Source organism: Syntrophobacter fumaroxidans MPOB, from assembly GCF_000014965.1.
GTDB lineage: Bacteria > Desulfobacterota > Syntrophobacteria > Syntrophobacterales > Syntrophobacteraceae > Syntrophobacter > Syntrophobacter fumaroxidans.
The window spans coordinates 4,273,188-4,295,929 of record NC_008554.1 but is presented as its reverse complement, the minus strand read 5'-3'; the positions used below and the strand labels follow the sequence as shown (position 1 = coordinate 4,295,929).

Annotated in this window: 15 protein-coding genes; 6 read left to right on the top strand and 9 right to left on the bottom strand. The window is 60.9% G+C overall.

The features are described from left to right. Window positions 1-212: 212 nt before the first annotated feature. From SFUM_RS18130 to SFUM_RS18105, 6 genes are all read right to left on the bottom strand, one after another. Window positions 213-866, bottom strand: coding sequence for a 4Fe-4S dicluster domain-containing protein (locus SFUM_RS18130; RefSeq protein ID WP_011700307.1), 654 nt, complete (start codon window positions 864-866; stop codon window positions 213-215). A gap of 12 nt (window positions 867-878) precedes the next feature. Then, window positions 879-3,926: a formate dehydrogenase-N subunit alpha gene (fdnG, locus tag SFUM_RS18125; protein ID WP_011700306.1), complete on the bottom strand. Its 3,048-nt coding sequence runs from the start codon at window positions 3,924-3,926 to the stop codon at window positions 879-881. Window positions 3,927-4,001: 75 nt separating this feature from the next. Beyond that, window positions 4,002-6,719 carry a formate dehydrogenase subunit alpha gene (gene fdhF / locus SFUM_RS18120; protein ID WP_011700305.1) on the bottom strand — a complete coding sequence of 906 codons (2,718 nt, stop codon included), beginning with the start codon at window positions 6,717-6,719 and terminating at the stop codon, window positions 4,002-4,004. A gap of 1,149 nt (window positions 6,720-7,868) precedes the next feature. After that, on the bottom strand, window positions 7,869-8,540 hold the full coding sequence (gene thiE / locus SFUM_RS18115; RefSeq protein ID WP_011700304.1) for a thiamine phosphate synthase: 672 nt from the start codon (window positions 8,538-8,540) through the stop codon (window positions 7,869-7,871). Beyond that, a complete protein-coding gene (gene thiM / locus SFUM_RS18110; protein WP_011700303.1) occupies window positions 8,528-9,334 on the bottom strand; it encodes a hydroxyethylthiazole kinase in 807 nt (268 codons plus the stop codon). The genes thiE and thiM overlap by 13 nt, the downstream gene beginning before the upstream one ends. A gap of 73 nt (window positions 9,335-9,407) precedes the next feature. Beyond that, complete coding sequence (locus SFUM_RS18105) at window positions 9,408-10,067, bottom strand: hypothetical protein (protein ID WP_011700302.1); 660 nt, start codon at window positions 10,065-10,067, stop codon at window positions 9,408-9,410. Window positions 10,068-11,206: 1,139 nt separating this feature from the next. Between SFUM_RS18105 and SFUM_RS18095 the strand changes: the two genes are divergently transcribed. From SFUM_RS18095 to SFUM_RS18075, 5 genes are all read left to right on the top strand, one after another. Further along, window positions 11,207-11,782, top strand: coding sequence for a hypothetical protein (locus SFUM_RS18095; RefSeq protein WP_011700301.1), 576 nt, complete (start codon window positions 11,207-11,209; stop codon window positions 11,780-11,782). A gap of 366 nt (window positions 11,783-12,148) precedes the next feature. Then, complete coding sequence (gene gatC, locus SFUM_RS18090; RefSeq protein ID WP_011700300.1) at window positions 12,149-12,439, top strand: Asp-tRNA(Asn)/Glu-tRNA(Gln) amidotransferase subunit GatC; 291 nt, start codon at window positions 12,149-12,151, stop codon at window positions 12,437-12,439. A 19-nt stretch (window positions 12,440-12,458) separates the two neighbouring features. Next, a complete protein-coding gene (gene gatA, locus SFUM_RS18085; RefSeq protein WP_011700299.1) occupies window positions 12,459-13,919 on the top strand; it encodes an Asp-tRNA(Asn)/Glu-tRNA(Gln) amidotransferase subunit GatA in 1,461 nt (486 codons plus the stop codon). A gap of 138 nt (window positions 13,920-14,057) precedes the next feature. Beyond that, the gene (locus SFUM_RS18080; protein WP_011700298.1) at window positions 14,058-14,735 is read left to right on the top strand and encodes a class I SAM-dependent methyltransferase; all 678 of its coding nucleotides are present in this window, start codon (window positions 14,058-14,060) and stop codon (window positions 14,733-14,735) included. 149 nt (window positions 14,736-14,884) lie between these two features. Beyond that, entirely contained in the window at window positions 14,885-16,174 is a 1,290-nt protein-coding gene (locus SFUM_RS18075; RefSeq protein WP_011700297.1) for an MFS transporter, read from the top strand. A 261-nt stretch (window positions 16,175-16,435) separates the two neighbouring features. Here SFUM_RS18075 and SFUM_RS18070 read toward each other — a convergent pair whose 3' ends face one another. Continuing rightward, window positions 16,436-17,239: an HAD-IIB family hydrolase gene (locus SFUM_RS18070; protein WP_011700296.1), complete on the bottom strand. Its 804-nt coding sequence runs from the start codon at window positions 17,237-17,239 to the stop codon at window positions 16,436-16,438. A 678-nt stretch (window positions 17,240-17,917) separates the two neighbouring features. On the opposite strand from SFUM_RS18070, the gene glpA reads away from it, so the two are divergent. Then, the gene (glpA, locus tag SFUM_RS18065; RefSeq protein ID WP_011700295.1) at window positions 17,918-19,486 is read left to right on the top strand and encodes an anaerobic glycerol-3-phosphate dehydrogenase subunit A; all 1,569 of its coding nucleotides are present in this window, start codon (window positions 17,918-17,920) and stop codon (window positions 19,484-19,486) included. Window positions 19,487-19,652: 166 nt separating this feature from the next. On the opposite strand, the gene glpB is transcribed toward glpA, so the two are convergent. Next, entirely contained in the window at window positions 19,653-20,951 is a 1,299-nt protein-coding gene (gene glpB, locus SFUM_RS18060; RefSeq protein ID WP_011700294.1) for a glycerol-3-phosphate dehydrogenase subunit GlpB, read from the bottom strand. Between the two features lie 57 nt (window positions 20,952-21,008). Further along, window positions 21,009-22,721: an ABC transporter permease gene (locus SFUM_RS18055; RefSeq protein WP_167321376.1), complete on the bottom strand. Its 1,713-nt coding sequence runs from the start codon at window positions 22,719-22,721 to the stop codon at window positions 21,009-21,011. Window positions 22,722-22,742: the final 21 nt, after the last annotated feature.

Genomic DNA, 22,742 nt, shown 5'->3' with positions numbered 1-22,742 from the left:
TTCGGCCACACGCGCAAGCGCGTGAGGCCGAGTGCTCGGCGCTGTCGGCGACTGGCCGTAGGCCGCCGCCGCAGCGCCACACGGAGCCGCGAAGCGGCGAGGGGGTGTGGGGGATACGTCCCCCACGCTTTTAGAGTATCATCTCTTGAACGCAAATCCGTATGAAAAGGGGCGGATGCCAACGTTCGAAACGGGGACATCCGCCCCGTTCTTCATGCCACCGCGTACTGGTGGTATTTCTTGGGATCGTCCGTGACGATGTAGATCACCCGGACCTCGTCCGGGTTGAGCGCCATCGCCTTGGGAGTGGTCTTCTTCAACTCCTCGACGCGCTTCTTCACCATTTCGACGATGGCGTCCCGCTCTCCGAACGCCATCGCGCCGGTGGGACAACTCTGGACGCACGCCGGAATCCTGTTGTTGGTGATACGGTCAAGGCACATGGTGCACTTGAAAAACTCCTTGCTCTTGGCGTCCTGGCGAGGAATGTTGTACGGGCAGGCGCCCTTGACTTCCTCGAAAGGCGCCTCCTTCGATGCCGGTTTGAAGATCACCGCACCCGTCGCCTCATCCCTCATGGCACCTTCCGGCTGGTATCCCCCGATGGAATCCACGCACGGCGGTTCGAGGCAATGCCGGCATTGTTCCGAGAAGAAGTACCAGTAAGGTTTTCCGTTTTCCTTGATCCCCTCCGAGAACCGGACCAGCTTCCACGTTTCCGCGGAGACGTCCTGGGGGTTCTGATACGTGCCCAACTGCCTGGTCTTCGTGCCGGGCAAACCGTTCCATTGTTTACAGGCCACCTGGCAGCCACGGCAGGCGGTGCACCTGGAGGTATCAACCATTATGGATTTTCCCTTGGACATGTCTCACTCCTCCTACACCTTTGTCACATTAACCATGAAAGCTCTGTATTCCGGGGTCCCGGTGTTGGGGTCGCCGGCGGTGGGGGTCAGCAGGTTGGCGGAATCGCCGCAATCCTTGGGGAAAAGCCAGCCGTAGTTGTAGGTGATCCCCACCTGATGCAGGGTCTGTCCGCCCACTTTCAAAGGACGCAGCCGCGTAGTGACCATCGCCACGCATTCGACTTTGCCGCGAACCGATTCAACCTTGACCTTTTCACCGTTCTCGATGCCACGGAGATCCGCGAATTCCCTGCTGATCTCGACGTAGGCCTGGGGCATGGTCTCCGTGAGCCACGACTGCCATCTCGTATCCGCGCCCGTGCACCAGTGCTCCGTGCAGGAGTAGGTGGTACAGACCAGAGGGAACCTCGGATCGCACCCGGCAATCTTATCGCAATCACTATTGAATATCCTGATGACGGGACTGCTCAACTGTGCGGATATCAGGCTCTTGGAAAGCGGACTCTCGAGGGGCTCGTAGTGCTCGGGGAACGGTCCGTCCGCCAGCCCCGGACCGAACAGGGAGGCGACTCCGTCGGGCTTCATAATGAAAGGCAACTTTCCTTTTTCCTTGTCGCTCAGGGGCGGCCATGGCCCGTCGGGAACGTCGCCCACCCACTTTCCGTCGGCCCACTTGAGGACCGCCCGCCTGGGATCCCAGGGCTGCCCCTTCTCATCGACCGACGCCCGATTGTAGAGGATGCGCCGGTTCATCGGCCATGCCCACGCCCATTCGGGATAGAGGCCGAGCCCCGTCGGATCGTCTTTCTTCCTTCGGGCGATCAGGTTGGTTCCATCCTGTGTGAAGCTCCCGCAATGGATCCATATGCCGCAGGAGGTCTTTCCATCGGCCTGCAGGTAACTGAAGCCGGGAACACACTCCCCCTTTTTGAAAGACTTGTCTCCAACGGTGACGTCATCCAGGAAATATCCGTTCATCGCCTTGGCGACCGCCGTGGAATCATACATCCCCTTGACATCCGCATAATTCCATTGCAGATCGAGAATGGGATCGGGGAAGGTCCCCTTTTCCTTCTTGTAGAGGTCTTTGAGTTTCATTACCAGCCGGTACAGGATATCGCCCATCGAGAGGGCGTCTCCCGGCGGTTTCTCCGCCGTGTATTTCCATTGGAGCCAACGTCCCGTATTGGTCATGCTGCCCGCTTTTTCCATTTGAGCCGCCGCCGGCAGGAGAAAGACCTCCGTCTTGATCTTTTTCGGATCCATCCCCGGCCCCTTCCAGAAAGAGGCCGTCTCATTGTCGAAAATGTTGATGTGCACCATCCAGTCAAGGTTGGCCAGGGCCTTCCGGGTTTTGCCGGCATTGGGGTTGCTGCACGCCGGATTCTGGCCGACGCACGTAAAGCCTTTGATCTTCCCTGCATACATCTTGTCGATCATGTCCAGAAGCGTCGCATCCTGCCCGTCATCGATCTTAGGAAGGTATGAATAGGCAAAACCGTTCTCTTTGATGGCCTTGTCGCCGTACCATGATTTGAGGAGGCTCACCATGTACTTCGGGGTATTTTGATACCAGTTGGCCGACTGGGGCTCCCTGGTCTTGGGAGTGTTCCTAGCCAGGTACTCGTCCAGCGTGGTCAGTGAAGCCGCCGGCGTCTTGAGATAGCCTGGAAGAATGTGGGCCAGGATCGCCTGATCCGTCGATCCCTGGACGTTCGGCTGGCCGCGCAATGCATTGACACCTCCCCCCGCGATGCCGATATTCCCGAGCAGGAGCTGAACGATGGTCATCGTTCTGATGTTCTGCACCCCCACCGTGTGCTGGGTCCATCCGAGTGCGTAGAGGATCGTCCCCGCTTTATCTCTCACCCCGGTCGAGGAATACAGTTCATAAATGGTCTTGAGATCTTCCACAGGGGTGCCCGTAATGGACGACACCTTCTCAAGATCGTAGCGCGCGTAATGGGCCTTCATCATCTGCAGGACGCACCGTGGATTCTTGAGCGTCGGGTCCTTTTCCGGGACGCCGTTGGCATCGAGCCTGAACACCCAGGTCGACTTGTCGTATTTCCTGGCAGCGGGGTCGTAACCCGAGAAAAGTCCGTCCTTGAAGCTGAACTTCTCGTCTATGCTGCACGAGGCATTGGTGTAGTTCCTGACGTACTCCTCGAAGTACTTATTGTTGTCGAGAATGTACTTGATCATGCCACCCAGGAAGGCGATGTCCGTGCCTGCACGAAGGAACGCATGATGATCCGCTATGGCCGAGGTCCTTGTGAAGCGCGGATCGACGTGGATGATTTTCGCCCCCTTATCCTTGGCACGCACGGCCCACCTGAAGGTGATGGGGTGAGCTTCCGCCGCGTTGCCCCCCATGACGAGGACACAATCGCTGTTCCCGATGTCGATGGGATGATTGGTCATCGAACCACGTCCCAACGACTCAGCCAGCGAGGCCACGCTGGGAGCGTGACAGACCCGAGCCTGGTGATCCAAATAGACGAGACCAAGTGCCCTCATGGCGGTGGTGATCATCCAGCACTCTTCATTGTCCAGCTTGGAGCTGCCCATGTGAGCCAGGGCTTCGACACGGTTGACCACCTGCCCTTTGGCGTTCTTGACAATGAATTCCTTGTCCCGTACCGCCTTGATGTTCTTGGCGATCCTGGTCAAGGCCCAGTCCCACGTCTTGACCTCCCATTGGTTGCCGCCCGGTTTGCGATAGAGAACCCTGGTCAGACGGTTTTCATTTCTGGCCGACATCTGGAGCGACGCCGCACCTTTCGCGCAAAGCGATCCCTCGTTGATGGGATTGTCCGGATCCCCCTCGATGTTTATGATTTTGCCGGTTTTTGTGTCGGTGCTGCATATCAGCCCGCAAGTTACCGCGCAGTGGTAGCAGAGGGAATACATCTCCTTCGCGCTTTTCACTTTGTCGATTTTACTGAGCCCCTCCGCATAGGCCACCACCGGAAGCATGTCGACCCCCAGAGACGACAGTGCCAGACCGGCTCCCATGGCTCCCGAGATGAAAAGGAACTCACGCCGTGTGACTCCCATGTCTTTTTCTCCTCTTTTGATGAGTGGGCGAGTGGAAATGATCAACCCGCCCGGCGAATACACTTCCTCGAAATCCTACACAATCTTCTCGACCTTCACCGCACACGCTTTATATTCCGCCGTCTGCGTCACCGGATCGAACACCGGATTTGTCAGCCAGTTGGCGCAGGCCTCCCGGAAATGGAAGGCCATCCAGACATTGCCCTTTTGCATCCGATCCGTGACCCTCGCCTTGACTTTCACCTCTCCTCGACGCGAGCGCACGCGAATGTACTCGCCATCCTCGATGCCCAGCTCTGCGGCGTCCAAACGCGAGATGTCCGCCGTCTCCTCGCCCAGGAGCTCGTTCAACCCCTGACAACGGCCGGTCTGGGTCCGGGTATGATAGTGATACAGTCTCCGGCCCGTGCAGAATGTGAACGGGTATTCCGCGTCCGGGACTTCCTTCGGAGGCGTCCAGTCGACGGCCACGAACTGACCGCGACCGCCGGTGAATTTGCCGTCCTTGTGCATGACGGGCGTTCCCGGGTGGGTTTCCGTGGGAACCGGCCACTGCAGCCCGTCGCCCTCGATGCGCGAGTACTTGATGCCGGCAAACGGCGGCGACAGTACCGATATCTCGTCGTCCCACAGCTCTTGGCCACTCTCGGACTTCCAATCCTGGCCCATTCGTCGCGCTATCTCCTTGAAGATCCACCAGTTCGGCCTGGATATCCCCGGCGCCTCGCTCGCGGTGCGAACTCTGCTGATGCGTCTTTCGCTGCTGGCGAACGTCCCGTCGTTTTCGCTCCACGCGGCGGCCGGCAGGATCACATCCGCAAATCGCGTGGTTTCGTTCGGGAAGTTGTCCTGGCAGATCAGAAACTCGGCAGAGCTCAGGCAGTGTTCGACGTGCTTGATATCCGGTTCGCTGTTGGCCAGGTTCTCGCCAAAAATGTAAAATGCCTTGATCTTTCCATCCGCAAGCCCATCGAGCATTTGGGGCAGCATGATCCCGGGCCTGTCGGGCAGGCTTGCAACATTCCATGCGGCCTTGAACTTCTCCTGGGCCTTGGGATCATCAACTCTCTGGTAGCCGGGGAAAAGATTCGGCAAAGCCCCCATGTCGCAGGCACCCTGGACGTTGTTTTGCCCTCTTATCGGGTTCACGCCGCCGCACGCAAACCCCACATTGCCGAGGAGCATCTGCAGGTTGGCGCAGGAAAGCACGTTGTTCATACCGCAGGTGTGCTCGGTGATGCCCAGGGTATAGACCAGGAGCGCCGGCTTTACTGAAGCCAGGCGGCGCGCCACATCCCGAATCATCTCCGCGCTTACGCCGCAGATGCCCGCGGCCTTCTCCGGCGGATATTCCATCACCTTGGCCTTGAGCGATTCAAAACCGTCGGTGTACGAGGCCACGTACTGTTTGTCGTGGAGATTCTCGTTTATGAGAACGTTCATGACTCCATTGAGAAAGGCTATATCGCTTCCCACTTTTATCTGAGCGTGCAGCACGGCATGGTCGGCAAGCTCTATGCGTCGCGGATCGACAACGATCAACTCGGCGCCCTTGGCCACCGCGTTCTTCAAATACGTGCCCGCCACCGGATGTGCCTCGGTCGCGTTCGTGCCTATGGCCAGGATCATTTTCGCGTTGGCGAAGTCGTCAAACGAATTCGTCATGGCCCCGGAACCGAAAGATTTCGCCAGGCCCGCCACGGTTGGAGCGTGGCAGACACGCGCGCAGTTGTCTATGTTGTTGGTGCCGATGGCCGTCCTGAAGAGCTTCTGCATCTGGTAGGAATCTTCGTTGATGCTTCGAGCCGAGCTCACTCCGGCAACGGAGTCCGGACCATGCTTTGCAATGATTTTTTTGAGCCTCGAGGCGACGAGATCGAGGGCTTCATCCCAGGAGGCCTCGCGAAAACCGTCGTTGCTCTTGATGAGAGGCGTCTTGAGCCTGTCCTCCGAATAGATGAAGTCGTAGCCGAACCTTCCCTTGACACATAATCGCCCATGGTTGGGGGCGCCTTCCTCGACCCCGGTCACTTTGACGATCCTGCCGCCCTTGACGTGCAGCCACATCTGGCAACCCACACCGCAGTAGGGGCAGGTGGTGCGCACTTTCTTCATTTCCCACGCACGGCCCTTAAACCTCGATTTTTTCTCGGTCAGGGCGCCCACCGGGCATGCCTGAACGCATTGACCGCAGGAAACGCAGCTCGATTCCGCCAGGCTGGTGTTGTTGAACGTCGTGATGTAGGAATCCGAACCGCGAGCCGCGATATCGATGGCCCCGTTCACCTGTACTTGCAGGCAGGCCCTGACGCAGCGGCCGCACAGCACGCACTTGTTGTGGTCACGGACGATCATCGGATGTGAATCGTCCTTTATTTTGGGAACGAATTCCGACTTGATGCGAACATGGTCGATGCCGTGCTCGTAAACCAGGTTTTGCAGCTCGCAGCTGCCCGTCTGCTCGCACAGCAGACAATTATGGTCCCCGTAGGCGAGGAGCAGTTCCAGCACCGTTTTACGCACCCCGACCACCTTGGGTGAGTGCGTGTTCACAACCATTCCGTCGGTTGCCGGGGTGGTACAGGAAGGCGGGAGACCGCGCATGTTCTCGATTTCGACGATGCACAATCTGCATCCCCCGTAAGGCGGCATCCGGGGATGGTAGCACAGGGTGGGAACATGGATGCCGTTGTCCTTCAAGACTTCAAGTACGGTCTGCCCCCGCTTTCCCCGGATGTTCCTTCCTTGAAAATTCTTCCCGTTTACCGTCAGGTTGATGATATCTTCGCCCATCGATGTTCTTCTCCTTTGCTCCGTATGGTTGCAATAATGCGTTGAAAAGCCTCCGCCCCCGTCGGTCGATTGCAGCGATCCGGCATCCCGGAATGCAGGGGATCGGCGCATGACGCATTGGTCGCGGCCGGCATCCGAATCTGCATTCAGTCTGCCTGCCGACCCTGCGCCGCCCCCCCTTCATGCCGGAGCGCCGGAGAAAAGCCTCCCGCGGACCTTCCTGCCGGCGTCACCTCCCCGTGGCGCGGGCATGGTGATCGGGACAGACCTCCAGACCCCGGCAAAGCCGCCGAAAACAGCGACTCACCACTTTGCGCGAAGCGATGCCATGGATGCAGCGGAATTCGTGCCCCGTCAGTTTCGAATTGCCGGGCGGGAGCGCACCGGGGGGTCCCCGGCCGGCGCGACTACCTGCCCGGCAAGACTAAAAAGAACAGAACACGGAGGGTATTCCAGGATTGTTTTGCGAAGTTCGGATGGAGAGCGATCAGCTCGGCAAGCGGACTTCGCAACGCCGGTAACCTACCGGCCTGGAAGCCCCGCTTCACAAATGAAGTTTCATGAAACGTCTCCTGATTCAAAGAAAAGCCCAAACAACATGACAAACAGCGGCCACCGGAGGACCCTTCCCCTATCTCCCGGGAAAGGTGGAATCCTCGCTCACCGAACACACTCCGACATCGACAGGCTTTGTCTCTTGATCCGGATACGGCCTCAGCATTCCGCCGGCCAACAGGAAAGGCCGCTTGTAAATCCGCGCGAACCACCGAGACCACTGATGACGCGCGTCTATCCTATATCATGAATAGGAGTTGTCAATATCTTATTGGATAGGATTCCCGCATTTTTATTATGTTAGCATAAACATATGCTGAATTTTATATATCGGCGTGCCTATATGTTACTATTAGCATATATAAACACTTTTTCATACAAATCCATGTTGTTGAAATGACTCGTTGCTTTTTTGCAGGAAAATGCAGGGTGCTTTCCACCCGGCCGGGTTTGCACAGAGGTGGGAACCCGGGTTCTTCCAGGCTCTTGGGACCTGGCCCGCACGATGACGACGGCCTGGCTTTCGCATGAGGAAGCCGATACCAGGCGCGGGAACGCCGGCCACGGCGCAGCGAGTGCGGACTGCGACGGCCTTCAGCCGATCCGCGCGGTACGGACCCGGGCCCGTGCCTCGGCAATGGCCGCTTTCAGCGTCCGGGCCGCAACCCGAGGCTCGGGGCAGGCCATGATCGCCGACACCACCGCCAGGCCGTCCGCCCCCGCCCGTATCACGTCCGCCGCATTCTCCGCCTTGATCCCTCCGATTGCAACCAGCGGCAGGCGAACCGCCATCCGGATGGCCCGCAGCCCCTCGAGCCCGACCGCGGGAGGAGTATCCGTCTTCGTGGGCGTGCTGAACACCGGGCTCACTCCCAGGTAATCGGCCCCTTGCGCTTCGGCCTTCACCGCCTCCTCCACGCAACTCACCGAGACACCGACGATCCGGCCCCGCCCGACGATACGGCGGGCGCTCGCACAGTCCATGTCGTCCTGCCCGAGGTGCACCCCGGCGGCTCCACAGGCCAGGGCGACGTCCACTCGGTCGTTAACGATCAGGGGAACCCGGTACTCCCCGAGCAGATTCCGGAGAGCGACGGCGCACGCGACGAAATCCCTGACGGCAAGGTCCTTCTCACGGAGCTGCACCAGGGTTACCCCGCCCTCGACGCCTTCCCTGACAATGTCTTCGAAGGAACGACCCGCGGCAAGTCCCCGGTCGGTGACCAGGTACAGGGTATAATCCACGGGCGGGCTCACTGTTCCCATGAAACGGCAATTCGTCCTTTCTCTTCGATGTTCCGGGTTTCCATCGCATCGAGCGCATCCAGCAGAAGGTGATGAAACGTCCCCGGCCCGGGATTGTCCCGTGCGGCAAGCTCGCCTGCGATTCCGAGCACCGACAATCCCGCCGTTGCGGCCACCAGAGGGTCCGGATGAACCGCACAGAAGGCCGCCACGATCGAAGACGCCACGCACCCCGTGCCGGAGACCCTGCCCATGAGGGGATGCCCGTTGGCGACCCTGGCGGATTTTGGCCCGTTGGTGATGAAGTCCTCCGCGCCGGTGATCGCCACAACCGCCTTGTACACATTGGCCAATTCAACCGCTGCAGACCGTGCCTCGTCGGTTGCGTGCACCGAGTCCACACCCCGGGTCGTGCTGTTCAGGCCCGCAAGGGCCATGATTTCCGAAGCGTTCCCCCGGAGCACGGTGATCCCGAATTCATCGAGCAGGCGCCTGGCCGTATCCGTCCGGAAGGCGGTGGCGCCGGCTCCCACCGGGTCCAGAACGACGGGAATCGACCTTTCTATGGCCGCGCGCGAGGCCAGGAACATTGCGTCCACCCAGGGGGCGGAAAGGGTCCCGATGTTGATCACCAGGGCATCGGCAAGCTCGACCATGGCCTCGACTTCCTCGACCGCGTGAGCCATCACTGGGGATGCTCCGAGGCACAGCAACGCATTGGCGGTATAGTTCATCACGACGTAGTTGGTAATATTGTGCACCAGGGGGCGCTGCGCCCTTATCTTCTCGAGGCACCGAGCTGTTTCTGCAAGCATGGCCATCCCTTTCGATTTGCACGTTCAACCCGGAAAGAACCCGCAGTCATGACCTCACGAAGCCGAGTCTCTTTCATTTCTTGGGCGGCAGAGAGTCCATCACTTCGGCCACGAACCTCTCTCGCTGATCCGGATCGCCTATAACCAGGCCGACGACCTCATCCAGCCCGTCGAGGGTCCGCTGGGCCGCCGCCTCCCCCCTCTTGGTGCCGGAGGAATCCTTGGCTTCCAGCTGCAGCCACGTGACCTTTGCCAGCGAGAGCGCCAGGTCGCAGGAAGACCGATGGATGGATGCCATCTGCTCCCTTGCCTTCTCCGCCTGCCGGTTGAGCTCCTTGACCGCCTGTTCCCGCTCCCTGGCGGCTTCACTCACCTTCGCGGCATCGGCCAGCAAACTCTCCAGTTCCTTCTTCTGTGAATCGACTCTGCGGCCCATTTCCTCCAAATCCGAGAGGAGCTTGCCCAATTCTCCCTGACGCCCCTCGATCTCCGCGTTCAACCCTTGCACGGCCTGGTTCCCCACCTCTGCAATCTGCTCGCGGATGCCGAAGATATCGGGAACTTCCCATCGAGCCTTTCGAATCCAGTCGTAGTTGGCGATCGCAAGGCCGGAAAAGATGGAAAAGGCCAGGAACACCACCGTCAGGGCGATCCCGATCTTTTTCCTTATGGCCAGCCTGGCGGTGCCGACTCCAAATGCCAACAGCACGCACAATGCAACGACTTCCTTCATCCGACACCTCGCAATGACAGGAACGAACGCTCCACGGCCCGCGCGGGAACGCGGCACACCCGCGGCACGCCGGGCGGATTCCGGCGGCGCGCTTCTTTCCTTTCATCCGAACATTTAGCGGTTTGCCTGAAAACGCCCTCAGACATATCGCTTCAGAAAATACCCGAACAAAGCTGAATTTTCCATTCAATACTTGCAGTTCTGAGGAACCCGACGTTTCTTCCACTCCTGGTTCGCTTCATTTTCACCTTCGGCGCGGCCCGCAGGATCCGAACTTCCGTCGAAATCGGCAAAGACAGGCTGCAATCCCGCGATTTGATGCCATCAAAAAAAATTAATAAAGGAATCTTGATTTCCACTCGTTTCATGATTACGAAATAAGTGCCGTTTTCCTATACTGGTTCCCACAAGGCTCTCGGTTGAGGGCTGAGACGTGGCAAGCGCTCAAAGGAATGCACGTGACCTTCGGGCACTTTCGCGTGGGGTAAAAACGGTAATTCCGGGAAAGGGAGGTGCAATGCCTACCCAAAAAGTCGGCCTCTCGAGAATGTCGTTGGACTCGAGGGGCCATTCTATTTCAGCGGGCGAGAACGCACGGCGCCCCGGGCAGCCCTGATACAGGAACCGCGCCATGGAACACACCGGGGCGCTCCGGAATGAACGAAGTCCTTTTCGCCTCGTGTGATTCGGCAGGGCTGCGCCATCCCACCCGGTCGGATTAAACACGGTCGGATTAAACAATTGATAAAAGCCGTTTTTTCCTGTAGAAGAAAGCAGGTCCTTCCCTGGATGGTTCCCTATTCAAATCATGTGCTTATGAGCAGATGTGCGCACGGGAAAGGAATCGTCGCGGGGAATTGGTCCGTGTGAAACCGTACCGTGCCCCTGGAACCGGCCGATCCCCACGGCCCGCGCACAGGCTTGCGGAAAGGGTTTTGGCCTGCCCGCAGAGGCACGACCGGCCGGAAATCGCCGGTGGGCCGTTCATGAAGGGAGCCTGCGGCACCGCCGGCAGGGGACACTTTGGAGGTTGGGGGCTGTCGGCCGGCGAATGTGCGGCAAACCGCGGGAACCAATCCGCGCAATGCAGGATAACTCGCGTCCTCTCAAGAGCAAGCGACAGGAAGTGAAGTCAGGAAATGGCGGACGAAGGCGGTTTTGATTTCCCGAAGAATTGTGAGCGCGTCCCCTTCGTGGAGGAGGAGATTGTCGTTTTGAGGCAATCCATTGAGATCTCGGAGGAACTGATCAGCGACTACTACAAGGTTACCACCTCGGAGTGGAAACGTTACCGTTACGACATCCAATCTTTGCGGGACCTGCAGGAAGAGGAGGTCACCGATTCCGCCTTCGCCCAGATTCGCAGATACTTGCGATGTCCCAACGAGCGCCTGAGGGGAAGCGAACCCGGCGACTATTTCAAGATCTGTCTCCAGGACCACGTGATCCGGCGAGCGCTTCGGCGGGATCCGAAAATACTCCTGCTTCCCCTGACGACATACATCGTCACTCACGAGCTCATTCACGTGATTCGGTTCGCAAAATTTCTGCAACGATTCCTGGTGAGCCCGACCGAACGGGACTCAGAGGAGGTGCGGGTTCATGAGCTGACCCATCGCCTCCTCCACCGCCGCAAGATTCATGGCCTCGCCGAGGTCCTTTCGGCGTTCAGGGATTGTCGCAACATGGAAAATTTTCTCGGAGCCGTCGCATAGATCACGACGGCGGCCGCTGGCACCGTGAAGGGGAAACGCCGGCCGTGCCGGCGGTGCGCCATGGTCGGATGGCACAACGAATCATGAGAATCGTCAACGTCATCGTTGCGAGGGAGGGAGGAACAAACAGCCCGCCCCCCGGTTTTCGGCCGAAATGAGGGCTGCATTTCCCCACGAAGGCGGGATTGCACGATTGTCGGAATTTCGCGGTCTCAGGCCCCGCCGGAATGACGGTTGAATTCTCCGGCTCCAGCGGGTAGCCCGGTCAACGGCGGCACACTTTGCGGGGCCGCCCTTGTCCGTCTCCGCTCGGGGATCGTGCCCGGCATACAGGACGGAACGCACCCATAGAAGCAGGAACTCGATATGCAAGAGAAGATCAGCAGGGATGAAGTGAGGCACGTTGCCGGTTTGGCGCGGCTCGAACTGAGCGAGCGCGAAGAAATGCGCATGACCGAGCAGATGAACCGGATATTGGAGTACATGGAAACGCTGAACGAACTGAACACGGAAGGCGTTCCCCCCACGACTCACGCCATTCAGCTCCGGAACGTATTCCGTGCCGACGAAGTGCAGCCGTCCCTGGAGCGTCGAGACACGCTGGCGAACGCTCCGGAAACGGACGGGGCCAGCTTCGTTGTTCCCAAAGTCATTTGATTCAAACGAGAGGTCTCTCATGGAACCATACGCCCTGACGATGCACGAGCTGCACGACCTGCTCGTGCGCAAGGAGTTGAGCGTTACGGAGACGCTCACCTCCTTTCTCACTCGTATTGAAACGCTGGACCCGCGCCTCAATTCCTACCTGTCCGTTCTGGCGGAGTCCTCCCTGGCCGAAGCCGGGCGATTCGACCGAGGCGAGAGGGATCTGCACGCCTCTCCGCTCGCCGGCATTCCCCTGGCCATCAAGGACGTCCTATGCATGCAGGGGACGGTCACGACCTGCGGCTCACGCATCCTGGAGAACTTCGTGCCGCCTTACGACGGGACCGTCATTGCACGATTGCGCGAGGCCGGGGCGATTTTTCTCGGCAAGACGAACATGGACGAATTCGCCATGGGATCGTCCACGGAGAATTCCGCCTACGGAGTCACGCGCAACCCATGGGACCGCGAACGGGTTCCCGGAGGGTCGAGCGGTGGGTCGGCCGCCGCGGTTGCAGCCGATCTTTGCTCGGGTTCGCTCGGGACCGACACAGGGGGCTCCATTCGCCAGCCTGCTTCCTTCTGTGGGGTGGTCGGTCTGAAGCCCACCTATGGAAGGGTTTCCCGATTCGGACTGGTGGCTTTTGCCTCGTCCCTGGACCAGATCGGCCCGATCACCAAGGATGTCGAGGACGCCGCCATCCTGCTGCAGGCCATCGCGGGACACGACAGGAGGGACTCCACTTCGGTGGACCATCCCGTCCCCGATTACCGCGCATCCCTGCGGGAGCCGATCAAGGGACTTCGCCTGGGCATCCCGAAGGAGTATTTTGTCCACGGCATGCACCCCGAGATCGCGGACTCCGTTCAACGCGCGATCAACGTCTGCCTTCAGCTCGGCGCGGAAGTCGGTGAGGTTTCCCTGCCGCACACCGGATACGGTGTCGCCGCGTACTATATCATCGCCCCCGCCGAAGCCAGTTCCAATCTCGCCCGTTACGACGGGGTGAAGTACGGTCTGAGGGTGCCCGATGCCCGTGACCTGATCGGCATGTACCGGACGAGCCGCTCTCAGGGGTTCGGAGCCGAAGTGAAGCGCCGCATCATGCTCGGCACCTACGTCCTCTCCGCCGGATACTACGACGCCTACTACACGAAAGCCTCGCAGGCGCGGACGCTCATTCGGAAGGATTTCCTCGATGCGTTCGACTCATTCGATGCGCTCCTGGCACCGGTTGCGCCCGTTCCGGCGTTCAAGATCGGTGAGAAGTCCGATGATCCTTTGCAGATGTATCTCAACGACGCGCTCACCCTGCCGGCAAGCCTGGCCGGAGTCCCCGGAATCTCCGTCCCGTGCGGATTCTCAGGAGAAGGACTGCCCATCGGGCTCCAGATCCTCGGTCCCCACTTCCGGGAGGACCTGCTGCTGCGGATAGCCTACCAGTTCGAACAGGCCACCGCGCACCACCTGGCCAGGCCGGATTCCATCTGAAAGGGGTCCCGGGAGGAGAGGCCTCGAGCCGCGCAAAGGCCGGGGAAACCCGAGCGATCGCGGAACCCGCCGCCGGCACTGTTTTCCGCGGGTCCATCGGCTTCCCGTGCTGCCCCGTTTTGTCGTGAGAGGTTGGAAATGGCGGAAATTTTCGACGAATGGCCGGAGAAATACGATCAGTGGTTCGAGAGTCCCATCGGGAGCCTGGTCCGCGAATACGAGGCCGGGCTTCTTCTCGAAATGGCCCGTCCGGCTCCGGGGGAGCGGCTCCTGGACGTGGGTTGCGGCACCGGGGTCTTCACCCTCGTTCTCCTTGACGCCGGCGCGCGGGTCACGGGACTCGAGCTCTCGCTCCCCATGCTGAGGCGCGCCGGGAACAAAGCGACCGGCCGCCCCTTCCACATGGTCCGGGGCGATATGCGCACGCTTCCTTTTGCCGACGCCGCCTTCGACAAGACGGTGTCGGTGACCGCCATCGAGTTTCTCGACGATGCGCGCGGCGCCGTGGCCGAGTTATTTCGTGTGACGAGGCCGGGTGGGCTCGTCGTGGTCGCAAGCCTGAACGCCCTGAGCCCCTGGGCGACCAGGAGAACTTCCGCGGCCAGGGAAGGCCACGCCCTGTTCCGGCACGCGCGTTTCAGGTCCCCGGCCGAAATGGCCGGGCTCATGCCGATCCCGGCTCGCATCGGGACCGCCGTTCACTTTCAAAAACACGACCGCCCGGATCGGGCACGCGAGATCGAGGAGGACGGACACACACGAGGATTGGATACCGGGGCGTTCCTCGTCGCCCGCTGGGAGAAACCGGCGGATTGAGCGGCAAGGGTGAAATTCCTCTTCGATAACGGCGTGCTTCGGATGGTTGACCTGGAATCGCTGGTGTTCGCCTCGGAGCGACTGACGGACAAGCTCCTGCAGGCACCGGGATAAACACCGCGGGAGACGCTGATGGAAAGGCACGCGCATTGAGGCCGTCCCGACAAGCTGCGGCGCATGGCGGCGATCTCCGCTGGCTCGCGCTCTTGTGTACCGCCCGCCTGGGCTTCAGCTTCATCTTCACGGCCTATTCGGCCGCCCTGCCGCTCCTGATGAGCGACTGGACGATGAACGCCACGCAGGCCGGGATGGTTCAGTCCGCCTATCATCTCGGCTTCCTGATCTCGCTTTTCGCCGTCGGTTTCCTGGGCGACCGCTTCGGCGCAAAGCGGACCTACCTGTGGAGCGCCGTCGCCGCCGGCGTCAGCGCGCTCGTTTTTGCGCTGTTCGCATCCGATTTCATATCCGGGGCGGTCCTCTACGGGCTGGCGGGACTCTGTTCCGGAGGCTCCTATACACCCGGTTTGACGCTCATCGCCGAACGCTTTTCACCTTCCACACGCGGACGGGCCATGGGGTTTTACCTGGCCGCCGCCTCCCTCGGCTATGCCCTGTCGCTGATGCTTTCCAGCCGGCTTTTCCCCATCGGCGGCTGGCGCCTTTCCCTGGCCGCAAACTGCTCGATGCCCGCCGTGGGACTCGCGGTCTCCCTCTATGCCCTGCGCGACACACCCAACGTCGTTCACGCCGTTCAAAGCAAGCGGGATGTCTGGCGTGCCGTGCCGGCCGTGCTGAAGAACAAGCCCGCCCTCCTCTCCATGCTGGCCTACACCTTCCACAACTGGGAGCTCCTCGGCATGTGGGCCTGGTTGCCCGCTTACCTCGGCGCGGCGACACAGCTGAGCGCGGGATACGATGCGTCGCCCGCGAAGGCCATCGAGGTCGGCGCACTCCTTTCCGGCTTCACCTACCTGACGAGCATGCTGGGCAGTCTCATCGGCGGGGACATGTCCGACCGATGGGGAAGATCCTTTACCATCCTGCTCTTTTCCTGCATCAGCCTTGCAATCTCCTTCAGCTTCGGCTGGATGATCGGCTGGCCGCTCCTCGTCCTGTTCGCGGTCGCCGCCTTCTACAACCTCACTTCCATCGCCGACTCGGCCATCTACTCGACCGCGCTCACCGAGCTTGTGGAACCGCGCCATATCGGGGCCGCCTACGCCGTCCGTTCGGCCCTGGGATTCAGCGCGGGCGCCGTCAGTCCGTGGGTTTTCGGTTTGGTTCTGGATACGGTGCGGGGAGTTCCTTCGGCTCCGGCGAGCCTGGCCTGGGGCCTGGCATGGACCAGCCTTGGGCTGGGAGCCCTTCCGGGGCCTTTGATGAGTTGGTGGTTGAAGCGGCGCCCGGAAGCGGTGCGGATGGCCGGAGGACTCCGGTAGACGGTCCGGGGGTCAGATCTACACTTTTCACAAATCCGCATGAGACGCGATCTCAAGAAGCTTTTCGGAATGCGGCGATACAGATGGCGCACAGGCCGTGAGGATTCGAGATGAAAATGCCCTGGAACGACACATTGTCGCAGTTCGTTGTGACCGCCGATCATGGCGATCCAAGGGCACAACCGCCGTGTTTTCACACGAAGGACGGAATCCCGCGCGAACACATCGAGCCAACCGTCACCGTCACGGCGGCCGGGTTTTTCAGGTCGCCCTGAGAGAGAGAACGGTTTCGGCGATTTCCGCGAATCCCGCGCCGCCTTCGCGATCCGCCACGAACGCCGGCAGCCGGCTCATCCGGTCGGCGAATTGAAGCACGTTGCGAACCCCCGCGCTGTGCGGGAAGAATTCGAACATCGGTTCATCGTTGGGAGAATCTCCGCAAAACAGGTAAAAGCGCCGGTCCGCCTCAAGGTCGACGCCCCAGAGCTCGTTGGCCATGATTCGCGTCATGTGGAGCTTGTTGTAATCTCCGAACCAGCCGTTCACGTGGATCGAGGAGACCTTGCAGGTCGCGCCGTGCTTTCGGAAGACGGCGCAGATGCGCTCGACCGCCGGCCAGCCCAGAGGCTCCACGTCTTCACGGAAATCGATGGCAAGATCGGTCTCCCGGTATGGCTGATCGGAGGCGAGAGCCGTGCCGGGCACCGAGCTGAGGACATCCTTTTCGACGGCCTGCAGCAGGACTCGCTTTTCGCAGCGGACCGGGGCCGGGTCCAGGAAGCGTTTTGTGAGCTTTCCCGCCCGCTCGTCGAACCGGAAATAGAAAGCCCCGTTTTCCCCCACGACGGCGTCCACGGGCCACATGCGGGCGATATGATCGCACCAGCCCGCCGGCCTTCCGGTGATGGGAACGACTTTCAGGCCGGATTCCTTCAAAGTCCACAGCCCCTGGTAGGCGACCGCCGGGATCTTCCCGTTTGTGGTGAAAGTGTCGTCGATGTCGAAGAATATCCCCTTGAGGTTCCTCGCAGTCTCGACGTCGATGGCACGGATCGATGCAATCATCACGTGCTCCCCGTGGCGGGTCTGCCGCCCGCGGGCCGAACCCCGAGGGAAGGCCCACCGGCTGCCTTGGAGTCGAATCCAAATTGAGCGACGCCTCGCACGAGGCGATAGAAACACGATGCCCCGCGTGCGGGGATGAACCCGTCCCCTGTCCAACGGGACAGGTCAACCTCTCGCAGGGGCGGGTTTTGCACCCGCCCGAACAGGCGTTCCGGGCGTTCGAATCGCTCAACTCAAGTCGAATACGTCATCGCCGGCGCCTCCGTCGGGGCTTTCCGTCCGCCGCGTGCTTCACGCGGCCCGGCCCGGCGGAGCGGATGCCGTTGAGACCATAGGAGAGAGCCGGTCATTTCGCAATAGTTTTATCGTTCCGGCTTTTATGAGAGAATGCATTCGTCATTCGGGCGGAAACCGGGGGGGGGCGGGTCGTCTTCCGGGCCCCCTCACCCGGCGGAATGACGAACCGTTGCTGGAGGCCGGTTTCCGAGGATACTCCGGCCTGCCCCGCTCGTGAATGACGTCGCGGACTTTCGTGCCTCCTATTGAGCCGGGGATTCGAGGTGAAGCTTGCGGTGCTTCCATTCTCGCGGGCGGCCCCGCGGCTCACGCTCGCCCGCGATGACGGACGCGGGGGCAACGGCATAACGGCGCAAGGCCTCTCGACAGAAGGTGGACGAAATGAATGGTTCCGGAGGCAGGCTGAAGACGCAGGTGTTGATTGTGGGCGGCGGAATCGCAGGCACGGGCCTGGCCCGCGATCTGGCTTTGCGCGGCCTGGAATGCATCGTGGTGGAAAAGGGGCACATCAACTCGGGTGCGTCGGGCGCCAATCAGGGGTTGCTCCACAGCGGGGCGCGCTATGTTTCCAACGATCCGGTCACCGCGCGGGAATGCCGGGCGGAATCCATCCTGCTGAAACAATTGGCGCCCGCGTGCATCGAGGATACCGGCGGTCTCTTCGTTGCCGTCGCGGGGGACGACGAGCGCTATATCGCCGATTTTCCGCTGTATTGCGAACGAAGCGGGATCCCGGTTGAGGCGGTGGACCGGCTGGAAGCCCGGGAGCTTGAGCCGGGCTTGACGGAGGACATCATTGCAGCTTACCGCGTTGAGGATGCAACGGTCGATCCCTTCCGGCTGTCCTTTGAGAACATGGCCGATGCGGCAACCCACGGCGCCCGCCTGATGACCCACGCGCAGGTCGTCGGGATGGCACGACGCGGCAACCGCATTGAGGCCGTTCGAATCCGTTTGCTTCGGACGGGGGAGGAGGTCGAGGTCGAGGCGGAGCAGGTCGTGAACGCCGCCGGCCCCTGGGTGGGCAAAGTTGCCGGGCTTATCGGGCTTGAAATGCCCCTTCTGTGGTCCAAAGGCAGCATGCTGATCTCTCAGCTCAGGATATCCGATCGCGTGGTCAACCGGCTGCGTCCCCCGTCCGACGGTGATATCGTGGCGCCGGGCGGTACGGTTTCCCTCATGGGGACCACATCCGTCCGCGTGAGCGACATCGAGTCCCTGCGAACGGAAACCGGGGAAGTGGACTTCCTCGTGAAGGAAGCGTCCAAGATGTTCCCGGCCGTGCTCGGAACCTGCCTGGTGCGGGCCTTCGCGGGAGTCAGGCCGCTGGCCGGCGGGCATGCGGCCGCCGACGACCGCGTCGCCAGCCGCGGCTTTCAGCTCCTCGACCACGAAAAAAACGGCATCGCCAATTTCCTGACGATCATGGGGGGAAAGCTGACCACCTACCGGCTGACCGCCGAAGAAGCCGCGGACTTGGTTTGCAGGCGCCTGGGAGTGAATCCCCCCTGCCTCACGCGGGGGGTGCCGCTGCCGAACGCCGCCGAGAACAAGTGGGTCGAGGCAGGGCTGGCGCCGGTGATCTGGCTGCGCAAGAAGAAACCGGACGACGCCTTGCTTTGCGAGTGCGAAATGGTGCCCGCAAGCGCCATCGCCCAAATCGTCGCCCGACTCCGGGCCGACTCCGAAACCGTCGATCTCGATACCATCCGGCTGCACAGCCGCATGGGCAAAGGCTCCTGCCAGGGAGCTTTCTGCGGCCTCAGGACCATGGCGTTTCTCTACGATCTCGGCGCATTCGAAAAGGATGGAGGCATCCGGGACTTGCGGGCTTTTCTCGAAGCACGATGGAAGGGCCTTCGGCCGGTGCTCTGGGGAGGGCAACTGGCACGGGAAGAACTCCAGGAAGCCGTTCATTGCGGACTGTTCAACCTGGAATCGCTTCGGTAGAGAAGATTCTCGGGCTCCGATGCGGAATCGCCGATCGGGAAGGCCGCTGCCCCGCGGGGAGCCGCCGGAGAGCAGGATGATCGGCGCGCCCGGGTCGCGACGATCTTATACGAAGTTACCTGGAAAATAGACTCCCGGGTGAATCTATTTTCCAGGTAAATCCTTATCATTTGCCGGAGCGGTATCGGAGGAAACCTTCGACCGCGCCATGGGCGGTCGAAACGGCAAGCCCGGCGCCTGACTTGGTTCGTACCCAATCCTGGTGCGCCAGGATCGAACCCGCCGCAAACACGTTTTCGAAGGCGAAACTGCCGTCTTCCCCCAGCGGCCTGAAACGATCGTCGATCGCCAACCCGGCTTCGTTGACCGGATGCCCCCGCGGATCCAGGAAAGAACCGCGGTGCCACCGATCCCTCGATGGCGGCTGCACAACGGGCAGGCCGAACAGGGCCTCCGAAATCCCGTCTCGCGAAGCGCTCAGACCGCCTCCCAGAAAACGTCCGGTGGCCAGGATGATCCCCTGTGCCTCCATCGTTTCATGCCACTCCCCCGCCCCGCCGACGGTGATTCCCGCACAGAGGCGCTCCTCGGTCCGGGCGCAAAGCACCCGCCTTCCGTCGAAGATTTGGACACCCCTTTTCCGGAGGGCTTCCTCCATCGCGCTCTGCAGTCGAATGCCCGGAACTGAAGGCGGCATCGTGGGAATTTCGAAAATCCCCACTCCCAGGCGTTCTTCCAGGTCGGCGACGACGCGGTCTCCGGCCCGAATCCCGAGCACTGCCGGCATCCCGACCATGAGGACCCCGGACAGGTGCGGGCGGATGGCCTCGGCAAGCTTCGCCCGGATTTCCGAGGATTCGAGCGCCTCGGCGAGGAGCGGGTTGTGGCGGTCAATTCCCGGAAAACGGACGGGAAACGTAACGCGCAAGGCCTGGAGCCGCGGCCATCGGGATCGCAGCACTTCGACCATCGCCGCCGCGCTGAAATCCTTCATGCCCTCGAAATCGACGATCAGCGTGGGGAGGCGATCCTGAAGGGCCGTCACCCCGCGCCACATGGATCGTGGGACACGGTAGGCGGTTTTGAGGGTTCCCACGGCCGTGGCAATGGTCACGTTCCGTTCCGCCATGCCGCAATAGCGCAGGCCGGCTGAATCCGCGAAAGCGAGAAACTCCCCCATCGCCCGACGGACGGCGTCAACCCCGAGTACGGCATACGGGTGTCGGGGTGATCCCTCGATCAGGGCGGAGATACCTTCCCAGGGATCGTCCCGGACCATTTGCTCCCGCGGCGGGTATACTCCCAGAAGATCCAGCGGACCGCCGGCAAAGGCCAGCCCGCCGGCGTTTGCAGCGACCCGGGCGACGCTGAGTCCTCGTGTCGTTGCAAGACAAGCGGCGGCGGTGCCGGCAAGGCCGCCGCCGATGACGATCAGATCGAGCCTGGAATCGGGCCGACTTTTCATGGCGACCTCATGATTCGAACGCAGAAGACACGCCGGCTCCTCGACGCGGACGCAACCCTAGCCGAACACTCCCCCCGCCCTGGCCCCGGTGATCTTGTTGATGGCAAAGAGGCAGGTCGCCCCGAGAACGATGAGAATGAGCCCGAGGGCGGCTGCTTCGTTCACCGAACCACCCATGTAGAAGTTGAAGATGCCCACGGGCATCATTTCGTGGCCCGGGACCACGAGAAGAAGAGTGGCGGATGCTTCCTGGAGAGCGAGAATGAAAGAGTAGAGCGAGCCCACGAGGACCCCTTTCCAGATCAGCGGAAGGGTCACGTCCCTGAACGTCGCGGGTTTCCCGGCCCCGACGCTCTCCGCCGCTTCTTCAAACGATCGGTGCACGATCTGAAGCGAGGCGAACGTCCCCCGGACCGTGTAGGGCAGCCTCCTCACCCCGAGCACAAGAGGAACGACGACCCACATGCCGATCAGGGCCGTTTCGAAAAACGGGAGGGGCTCCCGGAAAGCCCGCAGGTAGGCAATGCCTATGCCGGTCCCCGGCAGCGCCAGGATCAGCGTCGTGAGCGAATCGAGGAGATCCCGGCCCGGCAGTTTCGTTCTGGCCATTACCCAGGCGATGGGAACTCCGATGACGATGCAGATCATCACCGTAATGCCCGAATAGAGCAAGCTGTTCAGAATGAACTTGGGCGTCTCGATGGAGACCCGCTGGAAATACTGGAGCGTATACTTGACCGGGATGGGAGTGAGCGCCCACCCTTTGCCGAACGAGTCGAGGACGATGCCCAGGTACGGAATGAACGCCAGGATGAGAACCGAGCTCAGGAAGACGACCACGCCCACCTTTCCCGACCGGGAAAGGCTCTTCCTTTCGATCATCGAATAGGAAAGCGAGCTGTAGTCCTTCATGGCGACATACCGCTTGGCGACGATGAGGAACAGGATGGCGAGCAGGATCATGATCGCCGAGATGACGATCCCCATCTTGAACAGCCTGCGATCCACGAACTGCACGATGTTCAAGTACGCCTGAGACGCCAGAAGGTCGTCGATGCCCACCACGAGGGGAGTGGCGAAGTCGGCGAAAGTCCAGATGAAAACCAGCAGAGCGCCCGACACATACCCCGGGGTGGTGAGCGGGAACGTGATGTCCCAGAATTTGCGCAACCCCCGGGAGCCCACGCTTTCCGCGGCTTCGTCCAGGGACGGGGAAATCTTTCCCATGGCGTCCACAATGCTCAGGGTCATGAGAGGAAACAGATGCAGCGTCTCGACAATCAGCACGCCATGAATGCCGTACATGAAGTTGACGGGTTTCGTGAATCCGAAATAATCCATCAGGATCACGTTCACCGTCCCCGCCCGTCCCATGATGAAGACGAACCCCATCACCCCGACCAGCGGCGGCATGATCATGGGAACGATGGACAGGTAAGAGAAGAGGTTCCGTCCCGGAAAGTCGTAACGCAGGAGCAGGAAGGCGAACGGGATGCCGATGAGGGAGGTGGTGATCACGGTGCCCACGCCCAGGAGCAGCGAATTCACAAGAGATTTCAAGTAGAACGAATCCGTGAAGAAATCGTAGAAATTCATGAAGGTGAATGTGTCTTCATACGTGGTGAAGGCATCGTAGAAAAGGCGGATGAGCGGATAGATGAGAAATATCGCCAGGAACGCCCAGATTCCCAGGTAGCAGGCGAGCCCGCCGATATTGCGCCGGATTTGCAGGCGGGCTTTCCCGACAGTCGTGGTCGCACTGCCCTGCAATTGCATATCCTGTCCCCGCAT